General features: G+C 63.6%; 22 protein-coding genes. 12 read left to right on the top strand and 10 right to left on the bottom strand.

Features of this window, described 5'->3' with window-relative positions:
* Positions 1-263 precede the first annotated feature (263 nt).
* The 7 genes from B0G57_RS10815 to B0G57_RS10785 all read left to right on the top strand — a co-directional run bounded on the left by B0G57_RS10815 (position 264) and on the right by B0G57_RS10785 (position 7187).
* Positions 264-2189 (top strand): potassium transporter Kup, encoded by a 1926-nt coding sequence (locus B0G57_RS10815; RefSeq protein WP_018443540.1) that lies wholly within the window; start codon positions 264-266, stop codon positions 2187-2189.
* 208 nt (positions 2190-2397) lie between these two features.
* Positions 2398-3132 (top strand): succinate dehydrogenase/fumarate reductase iron-sulfur subunit, encoded by a 735-nt coding sequence (locus tag B0G57_RS10810; protein ID WP_018443541.1) that lies wholly within the window; start codon positions 2398-2400, stop codon positions 3130-3132.
* Complete coding sequence (locus B0G57_RS10805) at positions 3129-3470, top strand: succinate dehydrogenase (RefSeq protein ID WP_026230199.1); 342 nt, start codon at positions 3129-3131, stop codon at positions 3468-3470. The genes B0G57_RS10810 and B0G57_RS10805 overlap by 4 nt, the downstream gene beginning before the upstream one ends.
* Entirely contained in the window at positions 3467-3874 is a 408-nt protein-coding gene (sdhC, locus tag B0G57_RS10800; protein ID WP_018443543.1) for a succinate dehydrogenase, cytochrome b556 subunit, read from the top strand. The genes B0G57_RS10805 and sdhC overlap by 4 nt, the downstream gene beginning before the upstream one ends.
* 33 nt (positions 3875-3907) lie before the next feature.
* Positions 3908-4777: a fumarate hydratase gene (locus B0G57_RS10795; protein WP_026230201.1), complete on the top strand. Its 870-nt coding sequence runs from the start codon at positions 3908-3910 to the stop codon at positions 4775-4777.
* A 36-nt stretch (positions 4778-4813) separates the two neighbouring features.
* Entirely contained in the window at positions 4814-5425 is a 612-nt protein-coding gene (locus B0G57_RS10790; RefSeq protein ID WP_018443545.1) for a FumA C-terminus/TtdB family hydratase beta subunit, read from the top strand.
* Positions 5426-5432: 7 nt separating this feature from the next.
* Positions 5433-7187 (top strand): L-aspartate oxidase, encoded by a 1755-nt coding sequence (locus tag B0G57_RS10785; RefSeq protein WP_018443546.1) that lies wholly within the window; start codon positions 5433-5435, stop codon positions 7185-7187.
* Here B0G57_RS10785 and B0G57_RS10780 read toward each other — a convergent pair.
* From B0G57_RS10780 to B0G57_RS10755, 6 genes are all read right to left on the bottom strand, one after another.
* Complete coding sequence (locus B0G57_RS10780; protein ID WP_018443547.1) at positions 7124-8035, bottom strand: LysR substrate-binding domain-containing protein; 912 nt, start codon at positions 8033-8035, stop codon at positions 7124-7126. The genes B0G57_RS10785 and B0G57_RS10780 overlap by 64 nt on opposite strands.
* A gap of 9 nt (positions 8036-8044) precedes the next feature.
* Entirely contained in the window at positions 8045-8794 is a 750-nt protein-coding gene (locus B0G57_RS10775) for a sulfite exporter TauE/SafE family protein (protein ID WP_223258709.1), read from the bottom strand.
* A 28-nt stretch (positions 8795-8822) separates the two neighbouring features.
* Positions 8823-9734 carry an ABC transporter permease gene (locus tag B0G57_RS10770; RefSeq protein ID WP_018443549.1) on the bottom strand — a complete coding sequence of 304 codons (912 nt, stop codon included), beginning with the start codon at positions 9732-9734 and terminating at the stop codon, positions 8823-8825.
* A complete protein-coding gene (locus B0G57_RS10765; RefSeq protein ID WP_018443550.1) occupies positions 9727-10542 on the bottom strand; it encodes an ABC transporter ATP-binding protein in 816 nt (271 codons plus the stop codon). The genes B0G57_RS10770 and B0G57_RS10765 overlap by 8 nt, the downstream gene beginning before the upstream one ends.
* 2 nt (positions 10543-10544) lie before the next feature.
* Positions 10545-11564 (bottom strand): ABC transporter substrate-binding protein, encoded by a 1020-nt coding sequence (locus tag B0G57_RS10760; protein ID WP_018443551.1) that lies wholly within the window; start codon positions 11562-11564, stop codon positions 10545-10547.
* A gap of 476 nt (positions 11565-12040) precedes the next feature.
* Positions 12041-12799, bottom strand: coding sequence for a GntR family transcriptional regulator (locus B0G57_RS10755; RefSeq protein ID WP_018443552.1), 759 nt, complete (start codon positions 12797-12799; stop codon positions 12041-12043).
* Positions 12800-13053: 254 nt separating this feature from the next.
* On the opposite strand from B0G57_RS10755, the gene B0G57_RS10750 reads away from it, so the two are divergent.
* The 5 genes from B0G57_RS10750 (at position 13054) to B0G57_RS10730 (ending at position 18146) form a co-directional block, all read left to right on the top strand.
* Complete coding sequence (locus B0G57_RS10750) at positions 13054-13323, top strand: UxaA family hydrolase (RefSeq protein ID WP_020566528.1); 270 nt, start codon at positions 13054-13056, stop codon at positions 13321-13323.
* 75 nt (positions 13324-13398) lie between these two features.
* Positions 13399-14574 (top strand): UxaA family hydrolase, encoded by a 1176-nt coding sequence (locus B0G57_RS10745; RefSeq protein WP_018443554.1) that lies wholly within the window; start codon positions 13399-13401, stop codon positions 14572-14574.
* Positions 14575-14824: 250 nt separating this feature from the next.
* On the top strand, positions 14825-16162 hold the full coding sequence (dctA, locus tag B0G57_RS10740; RefSeq protein WP_018443555.1) for a C4-dicarboxylate transporter DctA: 1338 nt from the start codon (positions 14825-14827) through the stop codon (positions 16160-16162).
* Complete coding sequence (locus B0G57_RS10735; protein WP_018443556.1) at positions 16159-17106, top strand: hydroxyacid dehydrogenase; 948 nt, start codon at positions 16159-16161, stop codon at positions 17104-17106. The genes dctA and B0G57_RS10735 overlap by 4 nt, the downstream gene beginning before the upstream one ends.
* A 32-nt stretch (positions 17107-17138) precedes the next feature.
* A complete protein-coding gene (locus B0G57_RS10730) occupies positions 17139-18146 on the top strand; it encodes an Ldh family oxidoreductase (RefSeq protein ID WP_018443557.1) in 1008 nt (335 codons plus the stop codon).
* 27 nt (positions 18147-18173) lie between these two features.
* Here B0G57_RS10730 and B0G57_RS10725 read toward each other — a convergent pair whose 3' ends face one another.
* Genes B0G57_RS10725 through B0G57_RS10710 form a run of 4 tightly spaced genes read right to left on the bottom strand, consistent with a single transcriptional unit; the run spans position 18174 to position 22728 of the window.
* Positions 18174-19061, bottom strand: a complete 888-nt coding sequence (locus tag B0G57_RS10725) for an amidohydrolase family protein (RefSeq protein WP_199189633.1) — start codon at positions 19059-19061, stop codon at positions 18174-18176.
* A 53-nt stretch (positions 19062-19114) separates the two neighbouring features.
* Complete coding sequence (locus B0G57_RS10720; RefSeq protein WP_018443559.1) at positions 19115-20131, bottom strand: substrate-binding domain-containing protein; 1017 nt, start codon at positions 20129-20131, stop codon at positions 19115-19117.
* 31 nt (positions 20132-20162) lie between these two features.
* Positions 20163-21161, bottom strand: a complete 999-nt coding sequence (locus B0G57_RS10715; RefSeq protein WP_020566530.1) for an ABC transporter permease — start codon at positions 21159-21161, stop codon at positions 20163-20165.
* Positions 21162-21207: 46 nt separating this feature from the next.
* Positions 21208-22728: a sugar ABC transporter ATP-binding protein gene (locus tag B0G57_RS10710; protein ID WP_026230203.1), complete on the bottom strand. Its 1521-nt coding sequence runs from the start codon at positions 22726-22728 to the stop codon at positions 21208-21210.
* Positions 22729-22813: the final 85 nt, after the last annotated feature.

Here is a 22813-nt window from a genome sequence, read left to right as displayed (position 1 = left end):
GCGGTTGGCATGAGGCAGTTGTGAATGAGCCGGGTGCAAGGCGGGCACGCTGGAAAGCCGTCAGGCTCCAACGGCCATCGAGGCCGCGGCCCGCGCGGCGTTTTGGGCGCGCACTTCCTATACTTGTTGTGGCTGCGGTGGCTAATGCCGACGTCGACGAATCCCCCGGCGCCCGGACCGCTCCGAAAAAAGAACACGAACGACCCGCGCAGCCAGCGGCGCACGAGCCGTTTGCTGTGGTGCGACACAATCAGGAGGCGCAAATGGGACGTCCCGCACTCGCCGGACCGGAAGCCGAGCGGATCGATGCACGCGGCCCGCACCGGCCGGCCCTGTCGTCGCTTGCACTGGCCGCGCTCGGCGTCGTCTACGGCGACATCGGCACAAGCCCGCTCTACACCCTATCGACCGTCTTCGGTCCGGGTAGCGGGTTGCCGCTGAACGTGTTCAATATCGTCGGCATCGTGTCGCTGATCTTCTGGTCGTTGATGGTCGTCGTCTCCCTCAAGTACGTCGTTCTGATCCTGCGCGCGAACAACCACGGCGAAGGAGGCATCATGGCGCTGCTCGCGCTCGCCGCTTCCTCCGTCGCGACGAAGCCGCGCCTGCGCCATGCGCTGCTCGTCGTCGGCGTGATGGGTGCCGCGCTCTTTTTCGGCGACAGCGTCATCACGCCGGCGATCTCGGTGCTGAGCGCCGTCGAAGGCCTCGAGGTCGCGGCGCCGGTGTTGAAGACATGGGTCATACCGGTGACGCTCGGGGCGCTCATCGCACTCTTTCTCATGCAAAAGCACGGCACGAGCGGCATCGGCGCCGTATTCGGGCCCGTCATGGTGCTCTGGTTCGTCGTGATCGGCATCGCCGGACTCGTCAACATCGCTGCCATGCCGGCGATCCTGCTTGCGGTCGATCCGCTGCAAGGACTCGGCTTTTGCCTGCACCATCGATGGCTCGCGTTCGTCGCGCTCGGCGCCGTCGTGCTGTCGCTCACGGGCGCGGAGGCGCTATACGCGGACATGGGCCATTTCGGCAAACGGCCGATCCGCGTCACCTGGTTCGGCATGGTTTTCCCCGCGCTGGCGCTGAACTACCTCGGTCAGGGCGCGCTGTTGCTCGCCCAACCCGGCGCCTTGCAGAACCCCTTCTATCGGCTCTTTCCGCAATGGGCGATCTTCCCGATGATCGTGCTGGCGACGATCGCGACCGTCATCGCGTCGCAGGCCGTGATCTCCGGCACTTACTCGATGACGAAGCAGGCGATGCAGCTCTGCTTTCTGCCGCGGATCAACATCGTCCATACCTCCGAGCGTGAAATCGGCCAGATCTATGTGCCCGGCATCAATTGGACCTTGCTTGCCGCGGTCGTCGCGGCCGTGCTCGGGTTCGGCTCGTCGACCGCGCTTGGCGCCGCTTACGGCGTCGCCGTCACCGGGACCATGCTGATCACGACGTTCCTGACCTTCTTCGTCGTCCGGTACGCATGGCATTACAACTGGGCGCTCTGTGTGTTCGCGACGGCGTTCTTCTTCGTGATCGACGCGACGTTCTTCTCCGCGAACCTGCTGAAGATTGTCGAAGGCGGCTGGTTCCCGCTCGTGATCGCCGCCGTGATGTTCACGATCATGGCAACCTGGGGCCGTGGGTGGGAAATGATGCTGGCAGAAGCGCGCGTGCGCGCCGGCACGACGCCGCTCCAACTCTACTTGACCTCGCTGCTCGCGCGCGCTCCGGTGCGCGTCGGCGGCACGGCGATTTTCCTGACGCCGAATCCGGACGCCGTGCCGCATGCGCTCGTCAACAACCTGCTCCACAACCGTGTGCTGCATGAGCGCGTGGTTTTCCTGACCGTCGTCACGAAGGAAGTGCCATGGGTGCCCGATAGTGAGCGCGTTGCGATGCAGCCTTTATGTCCGGGCTGTTTTCGGGCCACGGTCACCTACGGGTTCAAGGACGAAGTCGACCTGCCGCAGGCGCTCGGATCGTGCAATATCGCGGGGCTCACGTTCGAGCCCTCGGAGACCTCGTGGTTCCTGAGCCGCGCGGCCGTGGTGCCGAAATCGGGCCGTGGGATGGCGCTCTGGCGCGAGCGCCTTTTTGCGGCGATGCTGCACAACGTCGGCAACATCGCAGCCTTCTTCAAGCTGCCCGCCAACCGTGTGATCGAGGTTGGCGCACAGGTCGAGATTTGAAGCGCCCTGCCTGAGGCCCTATCGGGTTCGCAGGCTGCCCTGGGTTGCAGTGAGCCGCCCTGCTCTTGCGGGCGGTTTTTTTTTATTGCGGCGGCTGGCGAGCTAAATCAACCCTTTATCTCGCCCCAAAAATCTTTGGCTGTTTCGCGCGCGGCCCCCGCCTTAGACTGAGCTCGGCTGATCCGATAACGATCGAGACGACCGAGCAATGTCAACGATAGTCGAACCTGTTTTGCAAGTCGATGTCTGGCGAGGCGACGAACACGGCCGCTTCCAGCGGTTCGAGGTTCCGCGCATGGAAAGCCAGACGGTCCTCGACGTAGTCATCCATATCCAGCGCCACGTCGATCCGACGCTTTCTTATCGGTTCGCCTGCCGCGTCGGCATGTGCGGATCTTGCGCAATGACGGTCAACGGTCGCGCGCGATGGACTTGCCGCACGCACGTCTCAAAGGTCGTTGCCCATGCCGGCGCCGTACTCGAAGTCGCCCCGCTCAATCACCTGCCTGTCATCAAGGACCTCGCGGTCGACATGAGCGATTTTTTCGATAAATGGCGCGACGCGAAAGGTTTCTTTCATGGCGAGCGAACGCGACACGACGCCTTCGCCACCGTGGACCCGGGTTCACCGGAGCGACAGGCGGCCGATGCCGGCATCGAATGCATCGGCTGCGGCGTCTGCTACGCGAGCTGCGACGTCGTCGCATGGAATCCCTCATACCTCGGGCCCGCGGCGTTGAACCGCGCGTGGACGCTCGCCAACGATGTGCGCGACACCACGCAGCAGGAGCGGCTGCACGCCGTCTCGAATGACGCGGGCTGCCATTCCTGCCATACGCTCGGCTCGTGCACAGAGCGTTGTCCTAAAGGACTCGCGCCGACCGCGAGCATCGCGGGGTTGAAACGTCTCGGCGGCCGTGCGCCGAAAGGAGGGCGCAATTGAGAGCCTGGGGTAGCGCGTGGTGGTGGCAGCGCATGTCTGCCATGGCGCTCGCCATTTGCGTCACGGTCCATCTCGTCACCATGATCGTCGTCGTGCACGGCGGCCTCAACGCCGCCGCGATCGTGGCACGGCTGCACGGCAACGTCGCATGGGGCGCGTTCTACTCGTTCTTCGTACTCGCGGCGGCTGTGCACGTGCCGATCGGCCTGCGCCGGGTGGCCGAGGAATGGCTGGGTTGGCGCGGCAACGGGGTGAGCGCGGCGAGCGTGGCCGTCGGCGTTGCACTTGCGCTCGCCGGTTGGCGGGCGGTCTTCGCGCTGGTCGGGAGCGGCGTATGAGCAATGTTGAATGGCTGTCGGGCGGCACGGGCGCTCGCGGCGCCACACCGGGACGTCGCGCCGATATACGCGCCCGCAATCATCCCGCCTGGTGGGCGTTTCTCGTCCATCGGATCTCCGGTGTCGCGCTCGCCCTCTTTCTGCCCGCGCATTTTTGGGCGCTCGGCACGGCTTTGCACGGCGCGCGCGCGCTCGAATCGTTTCTTGCGATCACGCGGCAGCCCGCCTTCGTGTTTGCGGAGTGGGGACTGGTGACGCTGCTCGCCGCGCACTTGATCGGCGGCGTGCGTATTCTGCTGATCGAGTTCGGGCCATGGAGCGGCCTGCGCAAGGACCTGATCGCCTTGACGGCCGGCGGCGCGCTCGTCGTCGGGCTCGCATTCGCGCTCTCGCTCACGCTTTAATGCCGGGGCACGCGATAAAGGAGAGACGAAACGATGGACATGGATCTCATCGAGGAAGTGGCGAAGGAGCTCTATATCCGGGCATTGAAGCGACTGCCGCCCGACGTCAAGGAGGGTATCGCCCGCCTCGAGCAATCGGAAACGAACGCGACGGCGCGACGCGTGCTCGGCGTCATGCGCGAGAACATCAGCGTGGCGGAATCGGCCGATAACCTGCTTTGCCAGGATACGGGGCTGCCGATCTACAACGTCACGATCGGCCGCGGGATATCGCTCGATGGCATTGCGCTGAAAAACGCCATCAGAAACGGTTGCGCGCGCGCCACGCGCGAACACCCGCTGCGCTCGTCCGTCGTTCATCCGCTCACGCGGCGCAACGAGCATACGTCGTGCGGTGTGCTGATACCCGCGATCCATTTCGAATTCGACGAGCGCCCGGACACGATCGAGATAGAAATGATTCCGAAGGGCAGCGGTTCCGAAAACAACTCGTTCCTGCGCATGGCGACGCCCGCGGAAGGCATCGATGCGATCAAGCGCTTCGTGATCGACTGCGTCGTGGAAGCGGGCGGCAAAACGTGCCCGCCGACGATCGTCGGCGTCGGTGTCGGCGGGACTTCCGATGTTTGCGTCTGGCTCGCGAAGCGCGCGGCGACGCGCGCGCTCGGCTCGCACTGCGCCGACAGCGATGGGGCGGCACTCGAGGCCGAGCTCTCGAGCGTCGTCAACGAGCTTGGCGTCGGTCCGCAAGGTCTCGGCGGCGACGCGACATCGTTCGCGGTCCACATCGAACTCGCCGCCACGCACATCACGATGAACCCGGTCGCCGTCAACATGCAGTGTCATTCTGCACGCCGCGCCCGAGCAACGATCTCGGCCGCGGGTGTCGAGTACGGCTACTGATCGGCGAACGCACGCCCTGCGAAAGAAGGACTCACGATGGCGCATTATCGGCTCACCACTCCCATTACCGAAAGCGAGGCGCGCGCGCTTCGCGTCGGAGACACGGTAACGCTCACCGGCACGCTGTTCGGCATTCGCGATGCGACGCAGATTCATATGTTCGACCGCGGCCGTAAGACGCGATTCGACCTTCGCGGGCACGCGGTGATCCACACGGCACCCAACGTGCGTAAGGTGCCCTCTTCCGATGCCCATCCTGCCGGCTACGAGCCCGTATGCATCGGCACGACGACCTCGATGCGAATGGAGCGCTTCACCGAGCCGCTGATGGCGCAGTATGGCGTGCGCATCGTGATCGGCAAAGGCGGACTTGCCGACGCGTCGAGCTGTGCCTTCGCCACGCATGGCGGCGTGTATCTCGCGATCGTCGGCGGCACCGCCGCCCTCGAGACCACCTGGATCGAGAAAATCGAGGACGTCGACTTGGACGACCTTAACCCCGAATCGCTCTGGCGTTTCCGGATCAAGGAGTTCGGCCCTTTGCTCGTGGCGATGGACAGCCACGGAGCGAGCCTCTACTCGACCGTCCAGCGAGACAGTCAGGAAAAGCGCAAAGCCGTGCTGCAGTCGCTCGGCATCAAGGCTTGATTGCATCATGAAGCAATACGACACCGACATACTGATCCTCGGCAGCGGCGGCGCCGGGCTCTTCGCGGCGCTGCACGCACATGCCGCGGCGCCCTACCTTCGCATCACCGTTGCCGTCAAGGGGCTGCTTGGCAAATGCGGCTGCACGCGCATGGTCCAGGGGGGCTACAACGTCGCCCTCGCGCCCGGCGATTCCGTGGAGCGCCACTTCATGGACACGATCGAAGGCGGCAAGTGGCTATCGAATCAGGAGCTGGCCTGGATCCTCGTGAACGGCGCGATCGAGCGCATTCACGAGCTCGAAAACGAGCTCGGATGCTTCTTCGATCGAAACCCGGACGGCACGGTCCGGCAAAAAGCGTTCGCCGGCCAGACGTTCGATCGCACCGTTCATAAGGGTGACCAGACGGGCATCGAAATCATCAACCGGCTCGCCGAGCAGGTATGGGCGCGTGGCATCGGGCGGCTCGAGGAGCACCGTGCCGTCGAGTTCATCGAATCGGATACCGGCGATGCGCTCGCGGGCGTCCTCATGATCGACATGCGATCGGGCGAGTTCGTGCTCGTGCGGGCCAAAGGCGTATTGCTCGCGACGGGCGGCGGGCCGACGATGTACAAGTACCACACGCCGAGCGGAGACAAGAGCTGCGACGGCATGGCGATGGCCTTGCGCGCGGGCCTGACGCTGCGCGACATGGAGATGGTCCAGTTCCACCCGACCGGTCTTCTCGCCGGCACGCATACGCGCATGACGGGCACGGTCCTCGAAGAGGGCCTCCGCGGCGCGGGCGGCTACCTGCTCGACGGCAATGGCGAGCGCTTCATGCACCGCTACGATCCGCGCGGCGAGCGCGCCACGCGCGATATCGTCTCGCGCAGCATCTACCGCGAGCTGCGAGCCGGAAAAGCCTCGCCGAACGGCGGCGTCTACCTGCGCATGTCGCATCTCGGCCCCGACACGGTGCGGCAGCGATTCAAAGGCATGGTCGAGCGTTGCGCGGATTGCGGCTTCGACCTCGCGGGCGACCAGGTTGAAGTCGTGCCGACGGCGCACTACATGATGGGCGGGGTCGTCTTCGAGCGCGACTGCTCGACGACACTGCCGGGCCTCTTCGTTGCTGGCGAAGACGCGGGTGGCGTGCACGGCGCGAACCGGCTGGGCGGCAACGGCGTGGCCAATTCCACGGTATTCGGCGGCATCGCGGGCGATACGCTCGCGCGGTGGGCCACTCAACTGTGCGGCTTCGAAGCGCCGAGCCGCGAAGCCATCTCGCGCGCAATGGACCGCTGCCGGCGCCCGCTCGGGCTGCGACCGGGCAATCTCGAAGCGATCCGGGAGGCGCTCTACGAGCTCATGTGGCGCGATGTCGGCATTCTGCGCGACGCCTCGGGCCTCGCCCGCGCGCGCGCCGCGCTGATGGACATCGAAGCCGAGCTCGATCGCACGGGCGTGGACGGCAGCGACTTGCGCTTCAACCTGTCGTGGCACGACTGGATGAACCTGCACAACCTCACTCTCGTGAGCCGCGCGATTACGGAAGCCGCGATCTTGCGCGAGAACTCGCGCGGCGCGCACTACAGGGAAGACTTTCCCGAACCAGGCGATCTCGACTCTTCCGACTATGTCTGTCTTCGCCATGTCGACGGCGCGTTCGAGGCAACGCGCCGCCGGGTGGCGTTCACGCGAGTGAGACCAGGTCAGTCGCTCATCGATGCGGCGCCCGCCTCCCCCGTCGTGTCCGCCGGCATGTCGATGAAATGACGCTTGACGGCCTGCGTAAACGCCTCGCGCGAATGCTCGCGCCGCTCGAGCAAGCCCACGCGTCGCGGCTCGATCCGATCCGGCAACGCCGTCACCCGCAACCCCGAGGCCGGATCCCAGTTTGCGTTGGCAAGGCGCGGCACGATGGCGACGCCGAAGCCGCGCCGCACCATTTCACAAATCGCCTCGATCGAATTGAGTTCCATGATCTCGTTCGCGCCGACACCCAGGGCTTGCAGCGCGTTTTCGATCAGGATGCCGGTCCAGGTCTGGCGATCGAACCGAATGAACGGCTCTTCGAGCAGTCCGCCAATGCCGCTATTCGGCGCATCGGCGCAACTGATCAACACCAACGGCTCGCTGTAGAGCGCCGTCCATTTGAGCGCGGCGGGAAAGCCGGCCGGCGCTTGCGTCACGATCGCGGCATCGAGATCCCCGCCTTCCACGCGCTCGGCGAAATCGCTCGAAAGACCCGTGAAAAGTTTCAGTTCGAGCCGCGGATAGCGACGCTTCAGATCGAGCATCGCATCGGCGAATGCGCCCATTAGCGAAGAAACGAGCGCCCCCACCCGCACGACACCGGCCAGCTCGGCTCGCTCGCCTGTCGCGAGAATCCTTCGATAGTCGGCGACGAGCGCCTCGGCAAGCGGCACAATCATGCGCCCTTGCTCACTCAACGAGATGGAGCGCGGCGTGCGCTCGAAGAGGACCATGTCGAGATCGCGCTCGAGTGAGCGCATCTGCAGGCCGACGGCCGCCTGCGTGAGGCAGACTTCTTCCGCGGCGGCTGCGAACGAGCCGTGTCGTGCCACGGCGAGAAACGTCACGAAATAGCGAATCGCGCTCATACGCGGGGCTCATTTCGAAAGATGGGCGAGCGATGTGCCGAAGAGCGCGGCGCCCGATGCGAACAGCAGCACGAGCAGCACTCGCCGGAATACGCGCTCGGAGATGCGCAGGTAAAGGCGCGAACCGAGCCAGGCGAAAACGAGGGCTGGGGGCACCATGCACAGGATCAGGTAAAACGTCTGCCGACCGATGATGCCCGTGGCCAGATACGTGACCAGCGTCAACGATTGCATCGCGATGAAGAAGGTCTGACAGATCGCGCGCTGAGTATGCTTGTCGTGGCCGCGCAGCATGCACCATACGGTGGGAGCCGGGCCGACGAGCCCGGCGATGCCGCCCAGGATCCCGCCCACCATGCCAACCCCGCCGTCCGCGAACGAGCCGCCGACCTTCAGGACAGGCAGATTCGTCGCCGCCAGCATGACGCTGCAATAGGCGATGAGCAAGAGGCCCACGCCGATCCGGAATGCGACCGGATCGATGATCGGCAACAGCGCGGCCCCGATTGGCACGCCGACGAAGCCGCCGATCACGAACGGCGCAACGAGCTTCGCGCGAATCTGCGCGCGCACCGTGTGGATCGTCAGCAATTGACCGACGAGCGACCCGACGACGAGCATCGGACCGATCACTTGGGGCGGCATCGTCCATGCCCAGAACACCATCGCGACGAGGCCGAAGGCAAAGCCGGCAAGCCCCGACACGAAGCCGGCGACCGCGCTGCCGCCCGCGACGAGCAGCGCCAGCTCGGGGCTCAACAAGGGCGCCCCGCCCGAGCCGCCATCATCACGATTGCATCCCCCACCGTTGTACGGTATGGCGCTCGACGACGCGGAAGATCAGGTTCTCGACGGCGAGCCCAATCAGGATCACAGTAAAGAGCCCGGCGAACACGTTCGCGATGTCGAGCAGATTTTTGTTTTCGTAGATGAACCAGCCGAGGCCGCCTGAACCCGAGCTCACGCCGAAAACGAGCTCGGCGGCGATCAACGTGCGCCATGCGAAGGCCCAGCCGATCTTGAGCCCGGTGAGGATGCTCGGAAACGCGGCCGGCACGAGAATCTTCATGACGTAGCGCATGCCGCCGAGCCCGTAGTTGCGCCCCACCATTCTCAGCGTATTGCTGACGGACTTGAAACCGGAATGCGTATTCAATGCGACTGACCACGTCACCGAGTGGACGAGTACGAATACGAGACTGCCATTTCCGAGCCCGAACCAGATCAGCGACAGTGGCAACAGTGCGATGGCCGGCAACGGGTTCAGCATCGACGTCATCGTCTCGAGGAAATCGGTGCCGATGCGCGACGTGATCGCGGTGGCCGTCAGAATCGCGGCCAGCACGACGCCGCACGCGTATCCGATCAGGAGAACATGGATCGATGCCCATGCTTTGCCTGGCAACTCGCCGCTTGCAATGCTGCTCACGAACGCCTGCACCGTGGCGCTGAACGTCGGAAAAAGCAGCGCGTTGTTGAGGGTGCGTCCGTACCATTCCCAAATCAACGCGAGCACGACGAGGATGAAGACCTTGCGCACCCATCCCTGGTTGTAGAGACGCTCGAGCGGCGACAGCGGCTTTTCGACGACGCTGAACTGCTGAGCGCTGCTGGGCTCCCGCACGATCTCGCCGCGAGGAGGGGGCGATATATTGGCCATGGCAGGCGTGCCGTTGCGCGCGGTGGTGGCATCAGACATGTTCGGCCTCCTTGATTTCGTCGTCGAACAGCATTTGCTGGATGCGCGTCTCAAGCGCCGCGGCCGATTCCGCCGTATCGGCCGTGTTGAGCTCGGCCTTGACCTGGCCCGGGTGCGGCGACAGCAGCAGAATCCGGCTGCCGATTTTGATGGCCTCCGGTATCGAATGAGTGACGAACAGCACCGTGAATCGGGTGTCTTGCCACAGCGCCATCAGTTCATCCTGCATCTTGCGGCGAGTCAGAGCATCGAGCGCCGCAAATGGTTCATCCATGAGCAGAATGTCGGGTTCCATGGCCATGCCGCGGGCGATCGCCACGCGCTGCTTCATTCCGCCCGATAGCGTATGCGGGTAGCTGTTCGCGAACTTCGTCAGGTTCACCTTGTCGATGTAATGCAACGCGCGCTCCTGGGCTTCGCGCGGACTCAAGCGCAGCGCGGCCTCCAACGGAAACATGACGTTCTGCCTGACGGTTTTCCAGGGCAGCAGCTGATCGAATTCCTGGAAGACCATCATCCGGTCCGGCCCCGGCTTCGTGACCGCTTTGCCCTTCAGAACGATCGAGCCTTCCGTCGGCGTCAGGTAGCCGCCCACGCTCTTCAGCAACGTGGACTTGCCGCAACCGGACGGGCCGAGCAGAACGAAACGGTCGCCTTCGAAGACCTGAAAATCGACGCGATACGTCGCCATGACGAGGTGTTTTGGCGTCTTGTACTGTAGCGTGACCCCGCGCACGTCGAGCAGCGGCGACGACCCGCCATCGGCAGTCGATGACGCGTGGCCCGCCTGTTGACCTTGAGAACGCATAATCAGCTCCCCTGCAACGATTGAGCGGTCGGGAAGAACAGGTCCTTCCATGTTGCCGGAGTGGTCCGGATAAGCCCCGTGCGCGACATGAACGTCGCATACTTCATCGTATTGCTCGGCGTCGTCGTGAACTCGACATTCGGATCCGCGATCATCTTCTCGATCTCGCCGACGTTGGTCTTCTCACCGCTCACGCGCAAGTACAACAGCGCGGCCGCGTGCTTGTCGTCGCGGATCATCGTCTCGGCCTCATCGAGTGCGGCCATGAACGCCTTCACGATCTTCGGGTTCTGGTCGTAGAACTTCGATGTGCACCAGACGAGGTTGAAGGTCGAACGGCCGCCGAGCACGTCGTAAGAATTGAGCACCGTATGGATGTTCGGGTGCGTGAGCTCTTGTTCCTGGAACGGCGGCGAACCGAAATGCGCGGTCACTTCGCTGTTTCCCGACAAAAGCGCCTGCTGGGCGTCCGGATGCGCGAGCGTCACCGTGTATTTGTCGAGCACGCCTGCGTTGCCTTCGCCGAACGCCTTTTGCGCGGCCATCTGCAGCGTGATCGCCTGAATCGAGACTTTCGCGGCCGGCAAAGCGATTTTGTCCCGATCGCTGAAGTCCTTGATCGTCTTCACCTTCGCATCGTTCGTATTGAGCAAGAGCGGCATCGAATTGATCGCGGCCAATGCACGCACGGCCAGCGGCGTGTTGTGCGTGCGCGCCCATAGCAATACGAGCGGCGCGACGCCACCTGACGCGATCTGCAAGGAGTCCGAAAGAAGCGAATCGTTCATCACGTTGCCTCCCGCGAACTGGACCCAGGAGACCTTGAGGTTGGGCAATCCGAGTTGCGCCGCGTGCTTCTCGATCAGCTTCTGGTCCTGCATGATCATCAGCGGCAAATAGCTGATGCCGTATTGGCGCGCAACCTTGATTTCCGTCACGTCGGCCCGGGCCGGCGCACTGAGCGTGACCGCGCATACGGCAAGCGAGACGGTGAATAGTGAAACGACCTTGCGAAAGCTCATTGCTCGGCACTCCTCGCAAAAAAGGAACGTATGGCAAAGGGGTGAGACGCAAGAGGGAGGGCAAGGCGGGCCGAACGTGCGAGAGGGAGGGCCCGCCTTGCCCGTGCGCTCATCCGGCCCGCAGCAAGTGCGGGATCGGGATGCGGCAACGGGAGGGGGAAGTGCGCATCGTGCTGTCTCCTTCGCGCCGGGCGCCTGACGATCGGACGAACGTCGGGCCGGCTGTTCGTTCACCGATGAGCGGTTGGAGCATGGGCCGCGCGACGGGATGCGTTGACCTATGCGTGATTTAACTCATCTGTATGAGTTCGCAGTGTAGGTGATCGCTTAACCGATTGCAAATTGGGGAAAACCGGGTCTCGCAGCGAGAGGGAACCGGCGGGGTCAGCGTGGAATCGCCGCCGCAATCGCCGCCGGAATGGCCGCCGTTTCCGCCGCCGCTCGCTCGCGTGACGACTGGGCGAGTCCCGGCGGCCTTAACTCGTTTCCTCGCGCGTTGTCGATGCGCCCATGTATTCGTATCGCTCGGTGTTGACGTGCGAGATGCGCACTTCGACGGGCGTATGGTGGTACGAATAGGCAATACGGCGGACTTCGAGGAGCGGCGTACCGGCCGATACGCCCAACAACTCCGCCTCCATCTCGTCGGCCTTCGCCACGCGCAGGCGCTCATCGGTGCCGACTACATTGATGCCGAAAGCATCCTGATAGAAGTTGTAAAGCGTGCTCGGCCGCTCGCGCAGCGCCTTCTCCGTCAATCCGGAGAAGCGCGATTCGGCCACGGCGATGTGATCGACGATGACGCTTTCGCCATGCAGCGACAGCCGATTGACGAACGAGAATACGCGCTCGCCCGGCTCGATCCCGAGCGCCGAAGCGATTTCCCGGGACGCCTTCGTCCTTTTGAAACTGGCGAGACTGACCGTCGGATAGGTCTTGTCGCCGTCCTGGCGGACGATGCGGAAAAAGCGGAAGAAATGCCGGTCGCGCTGGTGCTGCGCCACGAACGTGCCGAGTCCCTGGTGGCGCACGAGAATGTTGTCCGCCACCAGCTCGTCGATCGCCTTGCGCAATGTGCCGATGGACACGCCGAAGCGCTCGGCGAGACGCTTTTCGGACGGTATCGCTTCCCCGCCCTTCCATTCGCTCGCGGCAAGCGCAGCCAGCATCGCGTTCTTCACTTCCTTGTACCGCGTTCCGCCGATCGCGGACGTGGCGAGCATGATCGTATTCATGGCGACCTCTGATGCACTCGGTGTATTCGAAACATTCCTGTCGTTGCTGGCACTGGATTCTACTACCGCTCATATGGCTCATCAAAGACATATAGATGATATGGTTGACACCGATGAACCTGCCGCCTAAGATGGTTTGCACGGAAAACGAACCGTGTCTTCAGGAGATCGAGGAGAACACCATGAACCAAACCGCAGCAGCCGCATCGGCCACACGGGCGTCAACGTCGCCTGAGAAAAGAACGATCCATATCATGCTGCACGAAGCGAAGGACACCGTCGGCGTCGCCGTCGTCGAGGGCATTCAGGCGGGGGATCGACTCAACGCCTGGATCATGGATGACGACGAGATCGTCGCCGTGACGGCAAAGCAGGACATTCCGATCGGGCACAAGATCGCGCTAAAGGACATGGCGGTCGGAGACACCGTCTACAAGTACGGCGTCGATATCGGGCGCGTGGTCGCCCCGATCGCCGCGGGCGAGCACGCCCATGTTCACAACATCAAGACGAAGCGCTGGTAATACGCGCATGCAGCGCCGTCCTAGGGCGCGCGGCGACCGTCAATGTCCCAATCAAAGCGAGCATAGAGAACCGTCATGAGCGTGATCGACAGCAACACCACTTTCCGCGGCTATCGCCGCAGCAACGGCCGCGTCGGCGTGCGCAACCACGTCATCATCCTGCCTGTCGACGACCTGTCGAACGCGGCCGCCCTGGCAGTCGAAAACAACATCAAGGGCACGATGGCGCTGCCCCACCCCTACGGACGGCTGCAGTTCGGCGCGGACCTCGATCTTCACTTCCGTACACTGATCGGCACCGGCTGCAATCCGAACGTCGCCGCCGTCATCGTCATCGGCATCGAGGAAGGCTGGACAAAGCGCGTCGTCGACGGCATCGCGAAATCGGGCAAGCCCGTCATGGGCTTCGGCATCGAGCTGCATGGGGACCACGACACGATCATGCGCGCCTCGAAGGCCGCCAAGGAAATGGTTCAGTACGCGACTTCCCTCGAGCGCGAAATATGTCCGATTGCCGATCTCTGGGTATCGACGAAGTGCGGCGAATCCGACACGACCTCGGGCTGCGGCTCGAACCCGACGGTCGGCAACGCGTTCGACAAGCTCTACGGGCTCGGCACGACGCTCGTGTTCGGCGAAACGTCGGAACTCACGGGCGGCGAGCAGCTCGTTGCCGAGCGCTGCGCGAACGACGCGGTGCGCGAGCGCTTTCAGTTCATGTTCGACCGCTATCAGGACATGATCAATCGCTGGAAAACGGACGACCTGTCCGAGTCGCAACCGACGAAGGGCAATATCGCCGGCGGGCTGACGACCATCGAAGAAAAGGCGCTTGGCAACATTCAGAAAATCGGCAAGCGCTGCAAGGTCGATGGCGTACTCGACAAAGCGGAAACGCCGACGGGATCCGGTCTTTGGTTCATGGATTCGTCGTCGGCAGCGGCCGAGATGGTGACCCTGTGCGCGGCATCGGGCTTTGCCGTCCATTTCTTCCCGACGGGCCAGGGCAACGTAATCGGCAATCCCATTCTTCCCGTCATCAAGATCTGCGCGAATCCGCGTACCGTGCGCACGATGTCCGAGCACATCGACGTCGATGTCTCGGGCCTGTTGCAGCGCGAGCAGAACCTCGACGAGGCCGGAGACAAATTGCTCGAAGCGATGCTGGCCACGGTCAATGGCCGATGGACCGCCGCCGAGACGCTCGGGCATCGAGAGTTCGTGCTCACGCGTCTCTTCGAAAGCGCCTGAGCCTTCGACGCGGCGCCGCCGCCGTGCGGATCATAAGGAGTGCGAAGGAAACGCCGCCACCGCACGGCAAGCCTCCATTTTCCCGATGGGGTCATTCGGGCTTGAGGGCCGCGCCGCATGAGACAGTGACGCCGTATCGAACCGGCGCCCGGCGGCGTGCGCTGCTCGGACCGGCTTTCGCCGGCCCGAGCGTGAACCCGCCGCCCCCTATCATCCAGCAGCAGCGAGTGGAGGAGACACCATCTTGCGCATGCTCAAAAGCCTTTACGTTCAGGTTCTCATCGGCCTTGCGGCCGGCATCGTCGTCGGGTACCTCCTGCCTTCCACGGGCGTGACGATGAAACCGCTCGGCGACGTCTTCATCCGGCTCATCAAGATGCTCGTCACGTTGGTGATCTTCTGCACCGTCGCGCTCGGCATCGCACGGATGGAAAATCTGAAGCACGTCGGCCGCGTCGGACTCAAGACGATTCTCTACTTCGAAGCCATCACGACGCTCGCGCTCTTGATCGGACTCGTCGTTGCCAACGTGATGCATCCCGGTGCCGGTCTCGATATCGACCCTCGCACACTCGACGCGCACGCGATCAGCCACTATGAATCGGTGGCACAAACACAGGCATCGGGCGGTCTGCTCGAGGAGATCGTGCCGAGCTCGGTCGTCGGCGCGTTTGCACGAGGCAATCTGCTTCAAGTACTGCTCTTTTCGGTGTTGTTCGGCATCGCGCTCTCGATCATGGGCGAGAAGAGCCGTTTCCTCTCGAACGTCATCGAGCAATGCGGCGACGCGCTCATGCGCATCGTCGAGATGATCATGCGGCTCGCCCCGCTCGGCGCGTTCGGCGCGATGGCGTTCACGGTGGGAAAGTACGGCATCGGCACGCTGCAGCAACTGGGCCTGCTCATCGTCTGCTTCTACCTGACGAGCGTCCTTTTCGTCGCGCTCGTGCTCGGCACGATCTGCCGATGGGCCGGCATAGGGCTGTGGCCGCTCATTCGGTACCTGCGCGAGGAGATGCTGATCGTGCTCGGCACTTCGACGACGGAGTCAGTGTTGCCGCGACTCATGGACAAGCTCGAAAAGCTCGGCTGCCCCAAGTCCGTTGTTGGACTCGTGCTGCCCACGGGTTACTCGTTCAACCTCGACGGCGCCGCCATCTATCTGACGATGACGTCGCTCTTCATCGCGCAGGCGACCGGCACGCATTTGACGCTCCCGCAGCAGATCGGTCTGCTCGCCATACTCATGGTGACGTCCAAGGGCGGCGCGGGCGTAGCCGGTGCCGCGCTCGTCGCACTGACGGCGACGCTGTCGACGCACAACATCATTCCCGTGGCCGGGATCACGCTGATACTCGGCGTCGATCGGATACTCAACGAGGTTCGCGCCCTCGTCAACCTCATCGGCAATGCCGTCGCGACGATCGTGGTGGCCCGCTGGGAGGGCGTTTTCGACGTGCACACGGCACGCGACGTGTTGTCAGCGCCGCGCGTTGGCGTCTATGAGGAGGAGACGGCCCGCGACGCGCGGATGGACGCGACTCGCGAGCTGAAGATCCCATCTGTCGCCCGGAGGAACACGAATTGAAGAAAATCGTCATCACCGAGTTCATGGACGGTGCGGCGATCGAGTCGCTGTCGCGTCAGTTCGACGTGCATGCGGATCCCGCGCTCGTCGATGATCCTGCGCGCCTGCTGGCGTGCCTGAAGGACGCCGACGCCCTGATCGTGCGCAATCGCACGCAAGTCACGCGGGCGTTGCTCGACGCCGCGCCGCGACTCGTCGCCATCGGAAGGCTCGGCGTCGGCCTCGACAATATCGATGTCGACGCCTGCGCGGCGCGCGGCGTGGCGGTCTTGCCGGCGACGGGCGCCAACGCCCGCGCGGTGGCCGAGTATGTGATCGCGACCGCCATGCTGCTTTTACGCGGCGCCTACACGTCGAGCGATGCCGTTGCCGCGGGCGCATGGCCGCGTGCGGCGCTGTCCAATGGACGGGAGGCCGCCGGCAGCACGCTGGCGATCATCGGATTCGGCGGTATCGGCCAACTCGTCGCCAGCCTCGCCAACGCAATCGGCATGACCGCCATCGGTTACGATCCGGCTCAGCCGCCAGACGCGCCGTGCTGGGGCTCGACGGGCGCTCGCCCGGTGCCGCTCGACGAGGCGCTGCGCAGCGCCGATGTCGTCACGCTCCACATGCCGCTCACGAACGCCACGCGCAATCTGCTGGACGCTACACGACTTGCACTGCTGCCGTCGCACGCGATTCTCATCAATACGTCGCGCGGAGGCATCGTCGATGAAGCGGCGCTCGCGTCCGCGCTGCGCGAAGGCCGACTCGGCGGCGCGGCACTCGACGTGTTCGCTCGAGAGCCGCTCCAAAGCGGCTCGGTCCTTGCTGACGTGCCGAACCTCATCCTGACGCCGCATATCGCCGGTCTCACCGCGCAGTCCAACATGCGTGTGAGCACGCTCGTCGCTTCGCGGGTCGCGCAAGCGCTCAGCGACGATGCGCATACGCCGCGCTGATGTCATAACCCTTGCTGCAAAGGAGCCTCCGAATGACACGCATTTCGCCTGCCGAGCTGACCGAGCTCGCCACGCGCGCGCTCGCGGCCGCGGGCGCACGCAGCGATACAGCGATCGCGACCGCCAACGCCCTCGTCTATGCCGATTTGCATGGGCTCTCCTCGCATGGCGTCTCGCGATTGCCGATGTACGTCGCGCAGTTGCGCAACGGACGCGTCGATCCCAAAGCCGTGGCGGCCATCGTTTCATCGCGCGGCGCCGCCGTGCTCGTCGATGCCGCGGATGGGATGGCCTACCCCGCTTGCGCGCTCGCCGTGTCCACCGTAATCGAACGTGCACGCGAGTACGGCAGCGCGGTCGCCAGCGTGACGCGCAGCCATCACTTCGGCGCGGGCGCATGGCACCTCGAAGCGATTGGCGCGGCCGGCATGGTCGGCCTCGCATTCAGCAACTCGCCCGCTGCGATGCCGGCCGAGGGTGGCCGGCATGCGATCTTCGGCACGAATCCGATCGCCGCGGTCTTTCCGCGCCGGCGCGCGGATCCGTTAATCATCGATTTGTCGCTGTCGCAAGTGGCGCGCGGCAAGATCATGGTCGCGGCTCAGGAAGGCAAGCCCATCCCGCAGGGATGGGCGACGACGCGCGACGGACTGCCGACCACCGACGCCAAAGCCGCGCTCGACGGCATGATGTTGCCCTTCGGCGGCGCGAAAGGCGCGATGCTCGCGCTCATCGTCGAACTGCTGGCCGCCGCGTTGGCCGGAGCGAATTTCGGCTACGAAGCCGGTTCCTTCCTGACCGCGGACGGCGCCCGCTCGAGCATCGGCCATCTTTTCTGGGCGATCGATCCCGCCGCGCTCGCCGGCAATGAAGCTTATCTTTCCCGCGTCGAGGCCTTGGTCGAGCAAATGCTCGTCGACTCCGATGTCCGTCTGCCGGGGGAGCGCCGCCGCGACGTGGCTCGATCGGCGCGGCGTGACGGCATCGACATTCCCGCTGCGTTGCTCGAGCGGCTGCGCGGTATCGCGCGCGGCGAGTGAGCAAGCAGATCAGCCAAACCCCGCCGGTCAGAGACGGTAAACACGCTCGGCATTGTCGTGAAACAGCGCGCTCCGTTCCTTCGGCGAGAAGCCCTTCGTAATGGACTTGAACGCGTTGAATATGTCGTCATAGCTGCTGAAAAGCTTGTCGACGGGGAAGTTGCTCGCGAACATGCAGCGCTGCACGCCGAACGCCTCGATCGCGTGCAGCACGAATGGGCGAATACTGTCGACGGTCCATTTCCAGTCGCCCATCCCCAGCCCCGAGATCTTGCATGAGACGTTGGGCGCTGATGCGAGCAGCTTCATGCTCCGCTTCCACGCTTCGATTTCCTCGGGTGCGCGATCGACCGGCATGCCCGTGTGGTTGAGCACGATCGTCGTGTTCGGAAAAGCGCGCGCGAGCGCGACCGCCTCTTCCATTTGTGTGTAATAGAGCTGCAAATCGAACGACAGGTCATAGCGCTCGAGCAATGCGTACCCGCGCCGCCAGCGGCTGTCGCTCATCAGATGCGGGTTGTCGATGAAGGTTTTGACCGGATCCCGATGAAAATTCAGGCATTGGCGAATGCCTCGCACGTTCGGAAACTCGCAGTGCGCCTCGATCACCGCTTGCACATTCTCCGAAGCGAGGTCCGCGAAGGCTACGATGCCGTGCGGGTAGCCATGCTTGTCCGCCACACTCTGCAGCCATCGCGTCTCCGCGACAGGATCGTTATGGTCGTACTCCACCTGCAGGTGAACGGTCTTCACCACGTTCTGATTCTTGATGTCGGCCAGGAAGTCTTCGATCAAATAGTCTTTGCGTATCGCCGAATAATCGCCGAACACGCGCTCGAGCATCGGCCCCTGCAACCACGGGTAGTTTCCGGTCTCGAGATCATAAAGATGGTGATGCGGGTCGATGATGGGCAGGTTGTCCACGGGTGTCTCCAATCTCGTCAATTCATATTCATCCGGCGAAAGCATCAATAGCTGCCGGCCGCGGGCGGGTAGACTCGCTTGAGCTTAGCCTGCGCATCCGGTTGATCAATCGTCTCCTGCGTGACGAGCGGCTCCTTCAAAGCAAGTTCTTGCGTGGTCGCCTTGTGGTTCAGCGCATTGAAGACCTGCGTCGTCGCATCGATACCCTGTCCGACCGCTTCTTGAAGGAAGATGCCCTGAATCGAACCATCGCGCAGCAGGTGGATCGTCGTCGGGCTGCCATCGGCGGTCACGACGGCCACCTTTCCTGTGAGACCTCTCGTTTGCAGTGCCTTGGCCGCACCGATTGCGGCTTCATCGTACATACCGTAAATCGCTTTCACATCCGGGTGCGCCGTGAGAACGTCGTTAGCTTGCGAGATCGCCTCGTTGACGGTCAGCCCGTGCGTCTGCAGTACTTGAACGAGATCGCAACCATCGGCCTTGAACGCCTCCTGCGCCCCCTTCATGTACTTCTGCGCGTTCTCGCGATCCAACGGCAGCGACAGCATGGCGATCTTGTTGCCGCCGCGCGCCTTCGCCAATTTGCAAGCGTAAGCGCCTTCCGCCTTGCCCGTTTCATAGTTGTTCGCCGTAACGGCCGACGTGAAGTCCGTTTGTCCGGCCTGCGGCCCAATTCCCGCGAACGCGATCGGCACGGATTTCTCCTTCAGCAGGCGCAGCACGGGCGGCGTGCTGGTGGAACTGACGGGCCCCATGACGATCGCGCTCACCCCGCGCGTCAAAGCGGTATGGACGTTGTCCATCTGCTTCGCGGGCGAGTTCTCCGATGTGAATTCGACATAATTCATACCGAGTTCCTGAGCGCGCTGCTTCACGCCGTATGCCACCCACTGCCAGTACGAGATATCCAATGACGGCGCGATATAGGCCACTGTCTGCTTCGCCTGCGCGAAACACGTTTGCGATAACGCGGCGGAAGCAATCAGTAGCGTTGCCGCGATCATCCTTCCCCACGGCTTTCCCAATTGGCCGGCTTGGTTCGTAGTCGTGATGCTCATGCTTGTCTCCTTGTACCTCGTTGATGCGGCTTTAGCGCCGTGCCTTGGTGATGCGGTCGACCAGCACCGCGATGAGAATGACGATCCCTGTGACGGTGCCTTGCCAGAAGCTGTTCACACCGATCAGGTTTGCGCCGTTCTGAATGATCGTGATCATCAGCGAGCCAAGCAGCGCGCCTATTGCGGAGCCCGTGCCGCCGAAGAGGCTTGCGCCGCCGATCACGACAGCGGCAATGGCCTGCAACATCAGGCTCGACCCTGCCGTCGCTTCCGCATTGCTGACGTACGAGACGCTGACGATGCCCGCGAAAGACGCCAGCAGCCCTGACAGCAGATAGGCCGTCAGCCGAACGCGATTGACGGGAATGCCTATAACGCGCGCAGAGGAACTGCTGCTGCCGACGGCATAGAGCCAACGGCCAGCCACGACCTTGCGCAAGCAAAGCTCGATCGCGACGAGCAGAAGCCCGCACCAGAGCAGATAGTTCGGCAGCCCGGGAACGAGCGCGCCCGAGTTCAGCAACCAGTAGTTCGGATCGGAGATCGGCAGCGAATTGCCATTCGTGACGATGAACGACAGACTCCCAGCAATCGCGTAAGTGCTCAACGTCACGACGAACGGCGCGAGTCCGACGAAGGTGACGAGCGCACCGTTGACCAAGCCGATGACGACGCCGACGGAAAGCCCCGCCGCGCTGCTTGCGATCGCGCCGTATCCGTGCGCCATTGCGAGCCCTGTCACCATGCCCGTCAACGAAAACACGGAGCCGACGGAAAGGTCGATACCGCCCGTAATGATGACGAGCAGCACGCCGAAGGACATGATGACGAGCGGCGCCGCCGCCTGCGTGACGTTCGCGATATTGCCGCCCGACAACGCTGCCGGGACCACCATACCGACGGCCAGCTCGACGATGACGATGGCGATCGCGATCGCGATTTCCGTACGGTATGTCGACAGTGAGCGGCGGAGCCAGCCGCCGGCTTTAACGGGTTCGGTCGTGATCGGTTGGGTAACTGACTTCATCATTGTCTCCATAGGGAAATGCATGCTCGCGGCGCATCGCGCGCTTTATTCAGGCGGCCATGCCCGTGGCGTTCGCGAGCGCGGCTTCATTCACTTGCGCATCGCGCAGCACGCATGTCGGCTTTCCATCGAGATCGAATGCGAGCACCGTCTCGCAGAGTTCGGCCAATTCGATGTATTCCGTCGACCACCAGATCACGGCGGTCCCTTGCTCCGCCATCTTTCGAATCAACGCGTAGATTTCGCGTTTGGTGCGGATGTCCACGCCACGCGTCGGCTCCTCGAGCACGAGCAGCTTGGGCTTGAGCGCGAGCCAGCGGGCAATGAGCAGCTTTTGCTGCGTGCCGCCGCTCAATGTAGAAGGCAAGTCCCAGAGCGAGCGCGCCCGTATGTTCAAGGCTTCGATCAGCCGCGTGCCCTCGGCCAGTTCGTCGTTGCGCGCGACACCTCGCCCTTCGACGATGCGCCGCGCCGCCATGAGGTTGTCGATAATCGGCAACGTTGCGAGGATGCCCTTGTTCGAGCGATCGCCCGATACGAAGCCGATTCCGGCGCGCGCTGCCGCCGCGGGGCTCCTGTATTTCACCGGAGCGTCATTGCGCTTGACGTCCCAAGTCTGCTGAGCAGAAAGCCCGGTCAATGCATCGATCAGCGCGGCAGGGCCTGTCGGCGCCCCTGCGAGTCCCACGATCGTTCCCGGCCGGATCGTCAGGCCGATACCCGCGTGATGGATGGCGATGACTTCGCCTTGCGCCGCACTCGTTTCCTTTGGCATCGCCCGGGGGACGCCGCCGTCGCTCGCCGCCCCCACATGGTCTTCCGCCGCTGTGCTCTGTCCCATGCATTCGACGATCTCGCGATCCGTGATCGCGTTGAGCGCAACGCGGTCGATCGCAGTCTTGCCGTCGCGGATGATCGTGCAGACGTCGGCGATCTGACGGATTTCGCGCATTCTGTGTGAGACGAACAGGACGGCCAGCCCCGTGCCGACTACAAGCCGGCGGATGACGGCAAAGAGTCGGCCTGTCTCCGCGGCGGTCAGGTTCGCAGTCGGCTCGTCGAGCAGCAGCAGCTTGGCGCCCGAGCCGAGCGCCCGCGCGATCTCGACGAGTTGCCGCTCATGCAACGTCAGGTCGCCGACGAGACGCCCGACCGATTCGCGTGCGAAATGCGGGTCGATCAGCGACAGTGCTTCGATTGCGATCGCCTCCGAAGCACGCTCGCTATAGCTGCGCGTCGCACGCCGCAAGCGTGGAATCGCGATGTTTTCCGCGACCGACAGATGCGGCAGCAGCGCCAATTCCTGGTTCACGACCGCGATGGCCCCCGCATCGACATATGCGGCTACGGAAGCACCGACCGTTTCCCCATCGAACTCGATCGTGCCCGCATCGCGCTCATGCTGGCCCGAGACGATCTTGATGAAAGTCGATTTGCCAGCGCCGTTTCCGCCGAGAAAAGCGTGCACCTCGCCTTGGGCGATGGAGAGGTCGAAGCCCTTCAATACAGTCGTCGGGCCAAAGCTCTTCACGATCGAGCGCGCGGATAACAGGTAAGGCTGTGGAGCCATCTCGACTCTCCCGACGGGATGATTGGCGAGCCTCATGCATCGAGGTGCGAGGTCGCGCGATATGTGTGAGCGGGGACAGGAACGG

The sequence above is a fragment of the Trinickia symbiotica genome (assembly GCF_002934455.1).
Taxonomy (GTDB): Bacteria; Pseudomonadota; Gammaproteobacteria; order Burkholderiales; family Burkholderiaceae; genus Trinickia; species Trinickia symbiotica.
Note: the sequence above shows the minus strand (reverse complement) of the source record. Positions and strands in the feature narration are given on the sequence as shown.

Coding starts and splice junctions, on each gene's coding strand:
- B0G57_RS10815 (WP_018443540.1), top strand. CDS start 264: ATGGGACGTCCCGCACTCGCCGGACCGGAAGCCGAGCGGATCGATGCA.
- B0G57_RS10810 (WP_018443541.1), top strand. CDS start 2,398: ATGTCAACGATAGTCGAACCTGTTTTGCAAGTCGATGTCTGGCGAGGC.
- sdhC (WP_018443543.1), top strand. CDS start 3,467: ATGAGCAATGTTGAATGGCTGTCGGGCGGCACGGGCGCTCGCGGCGCC.
- B0G57_RS10795 (WP_026230201.1), top strand. CDS start 3,908: ATGGACATGGATCTCATCGAGGAAGTGGCGAAGGAGCTCTATATCCGG.
- B0G57_RS10790 (WP_018443545.1), top strand. CDS start 4,814: ATGGCGCATTATCGGCTCACCACTCCCATTACCGAAAGCGAGGCGCGC.
- B0G57_RS10785 (WP_018443546.1), top strand. CDS start 5,433: ATGAAGCAATACGACACCGACATACTGATCCTCGGCAGCGGCGGCGCC.
- B0G57_RS10780 (WP_018443547.1), bottom strand. CDS start 8,035: ATGAGCGCGATTCGCTATTTCGTGACGTTTCTCGCCGTGGCACGACAC.
- B0G57_RS10770 (WP_018443549.1), bottom strand. CDS start 9,734: ATGTCTGATGCCACCACCGCGCGCAACGGCACGCCTGCCATGGCCAAT.
- B0G57_RS10765 (WP_018443550.1), bottom strand. CDS start 10,542: ATGCGTTCTCAAGGTCAACAGGCGGGCCACGCGTCATCGACTGCCGAT.
- B0G57_RS10760 (WP_018443551.1), bottom strand. CDS start 11,564: ATGAGCTTTCGCAAGGTCGTTTCACTATTCACCGTCTCGCTTGCCGTA.
- B0G57_RS10755 (WP_018443552.1), bottom strand. CDS start 12,799: ATGAATACGATCATGCTCGCCACGTCCGCGATCGGCGGAACGCGGTAC.
- B0G57_RS10750 (WP_020566528.1), top strand. CDS start 13,054: ATGCTGCACGAAGCGAAGGACACCGTCGGCGTCGCCGTCGTCGAGGGC.
- B0G57_RS10745 (WP_018443554.1), top strand. CDS start 13,399: ATGAGCGTGATCGACAGCAACACCACTTTCCGCGGCTATCGCCGCAGC.
- dctA (WP_018443555.1), top strand. CDS start 14,825: ATGCTCAAAAGCCTTTACGTTCAGGTTCTCATCGGCCTTGCGGCCGGC.
- B0G57_RS10730 (WP_018443557.1), top strand. CDS start 17,139: ATGACACGCATTTCGCCTGCCGAGCTGACCGAGCTCGCCACGCGCGCG.
- B0G57_RS10720 (WP_018443559.1), bottom strand. CDS start 20,131: ATGAGCATCACGACTACGAACCAAGCCGGCCAATTGGGAAAGCCGTGG.
- B0G57_RS10715 (WP_020566530.1), bottom strand. CDS start 21,161: ATGATGAAGTCAGTTACCCAACCGATCACGACCGAACCCGTTAAAGCC.
- B0G57_RS10710 (WP_026230203.1), bottom strand. CDS start 22,728: ATGGCTCCACAGCCTTACCTGTTATCCGCGCGCTCGATCGTGAAGAGC.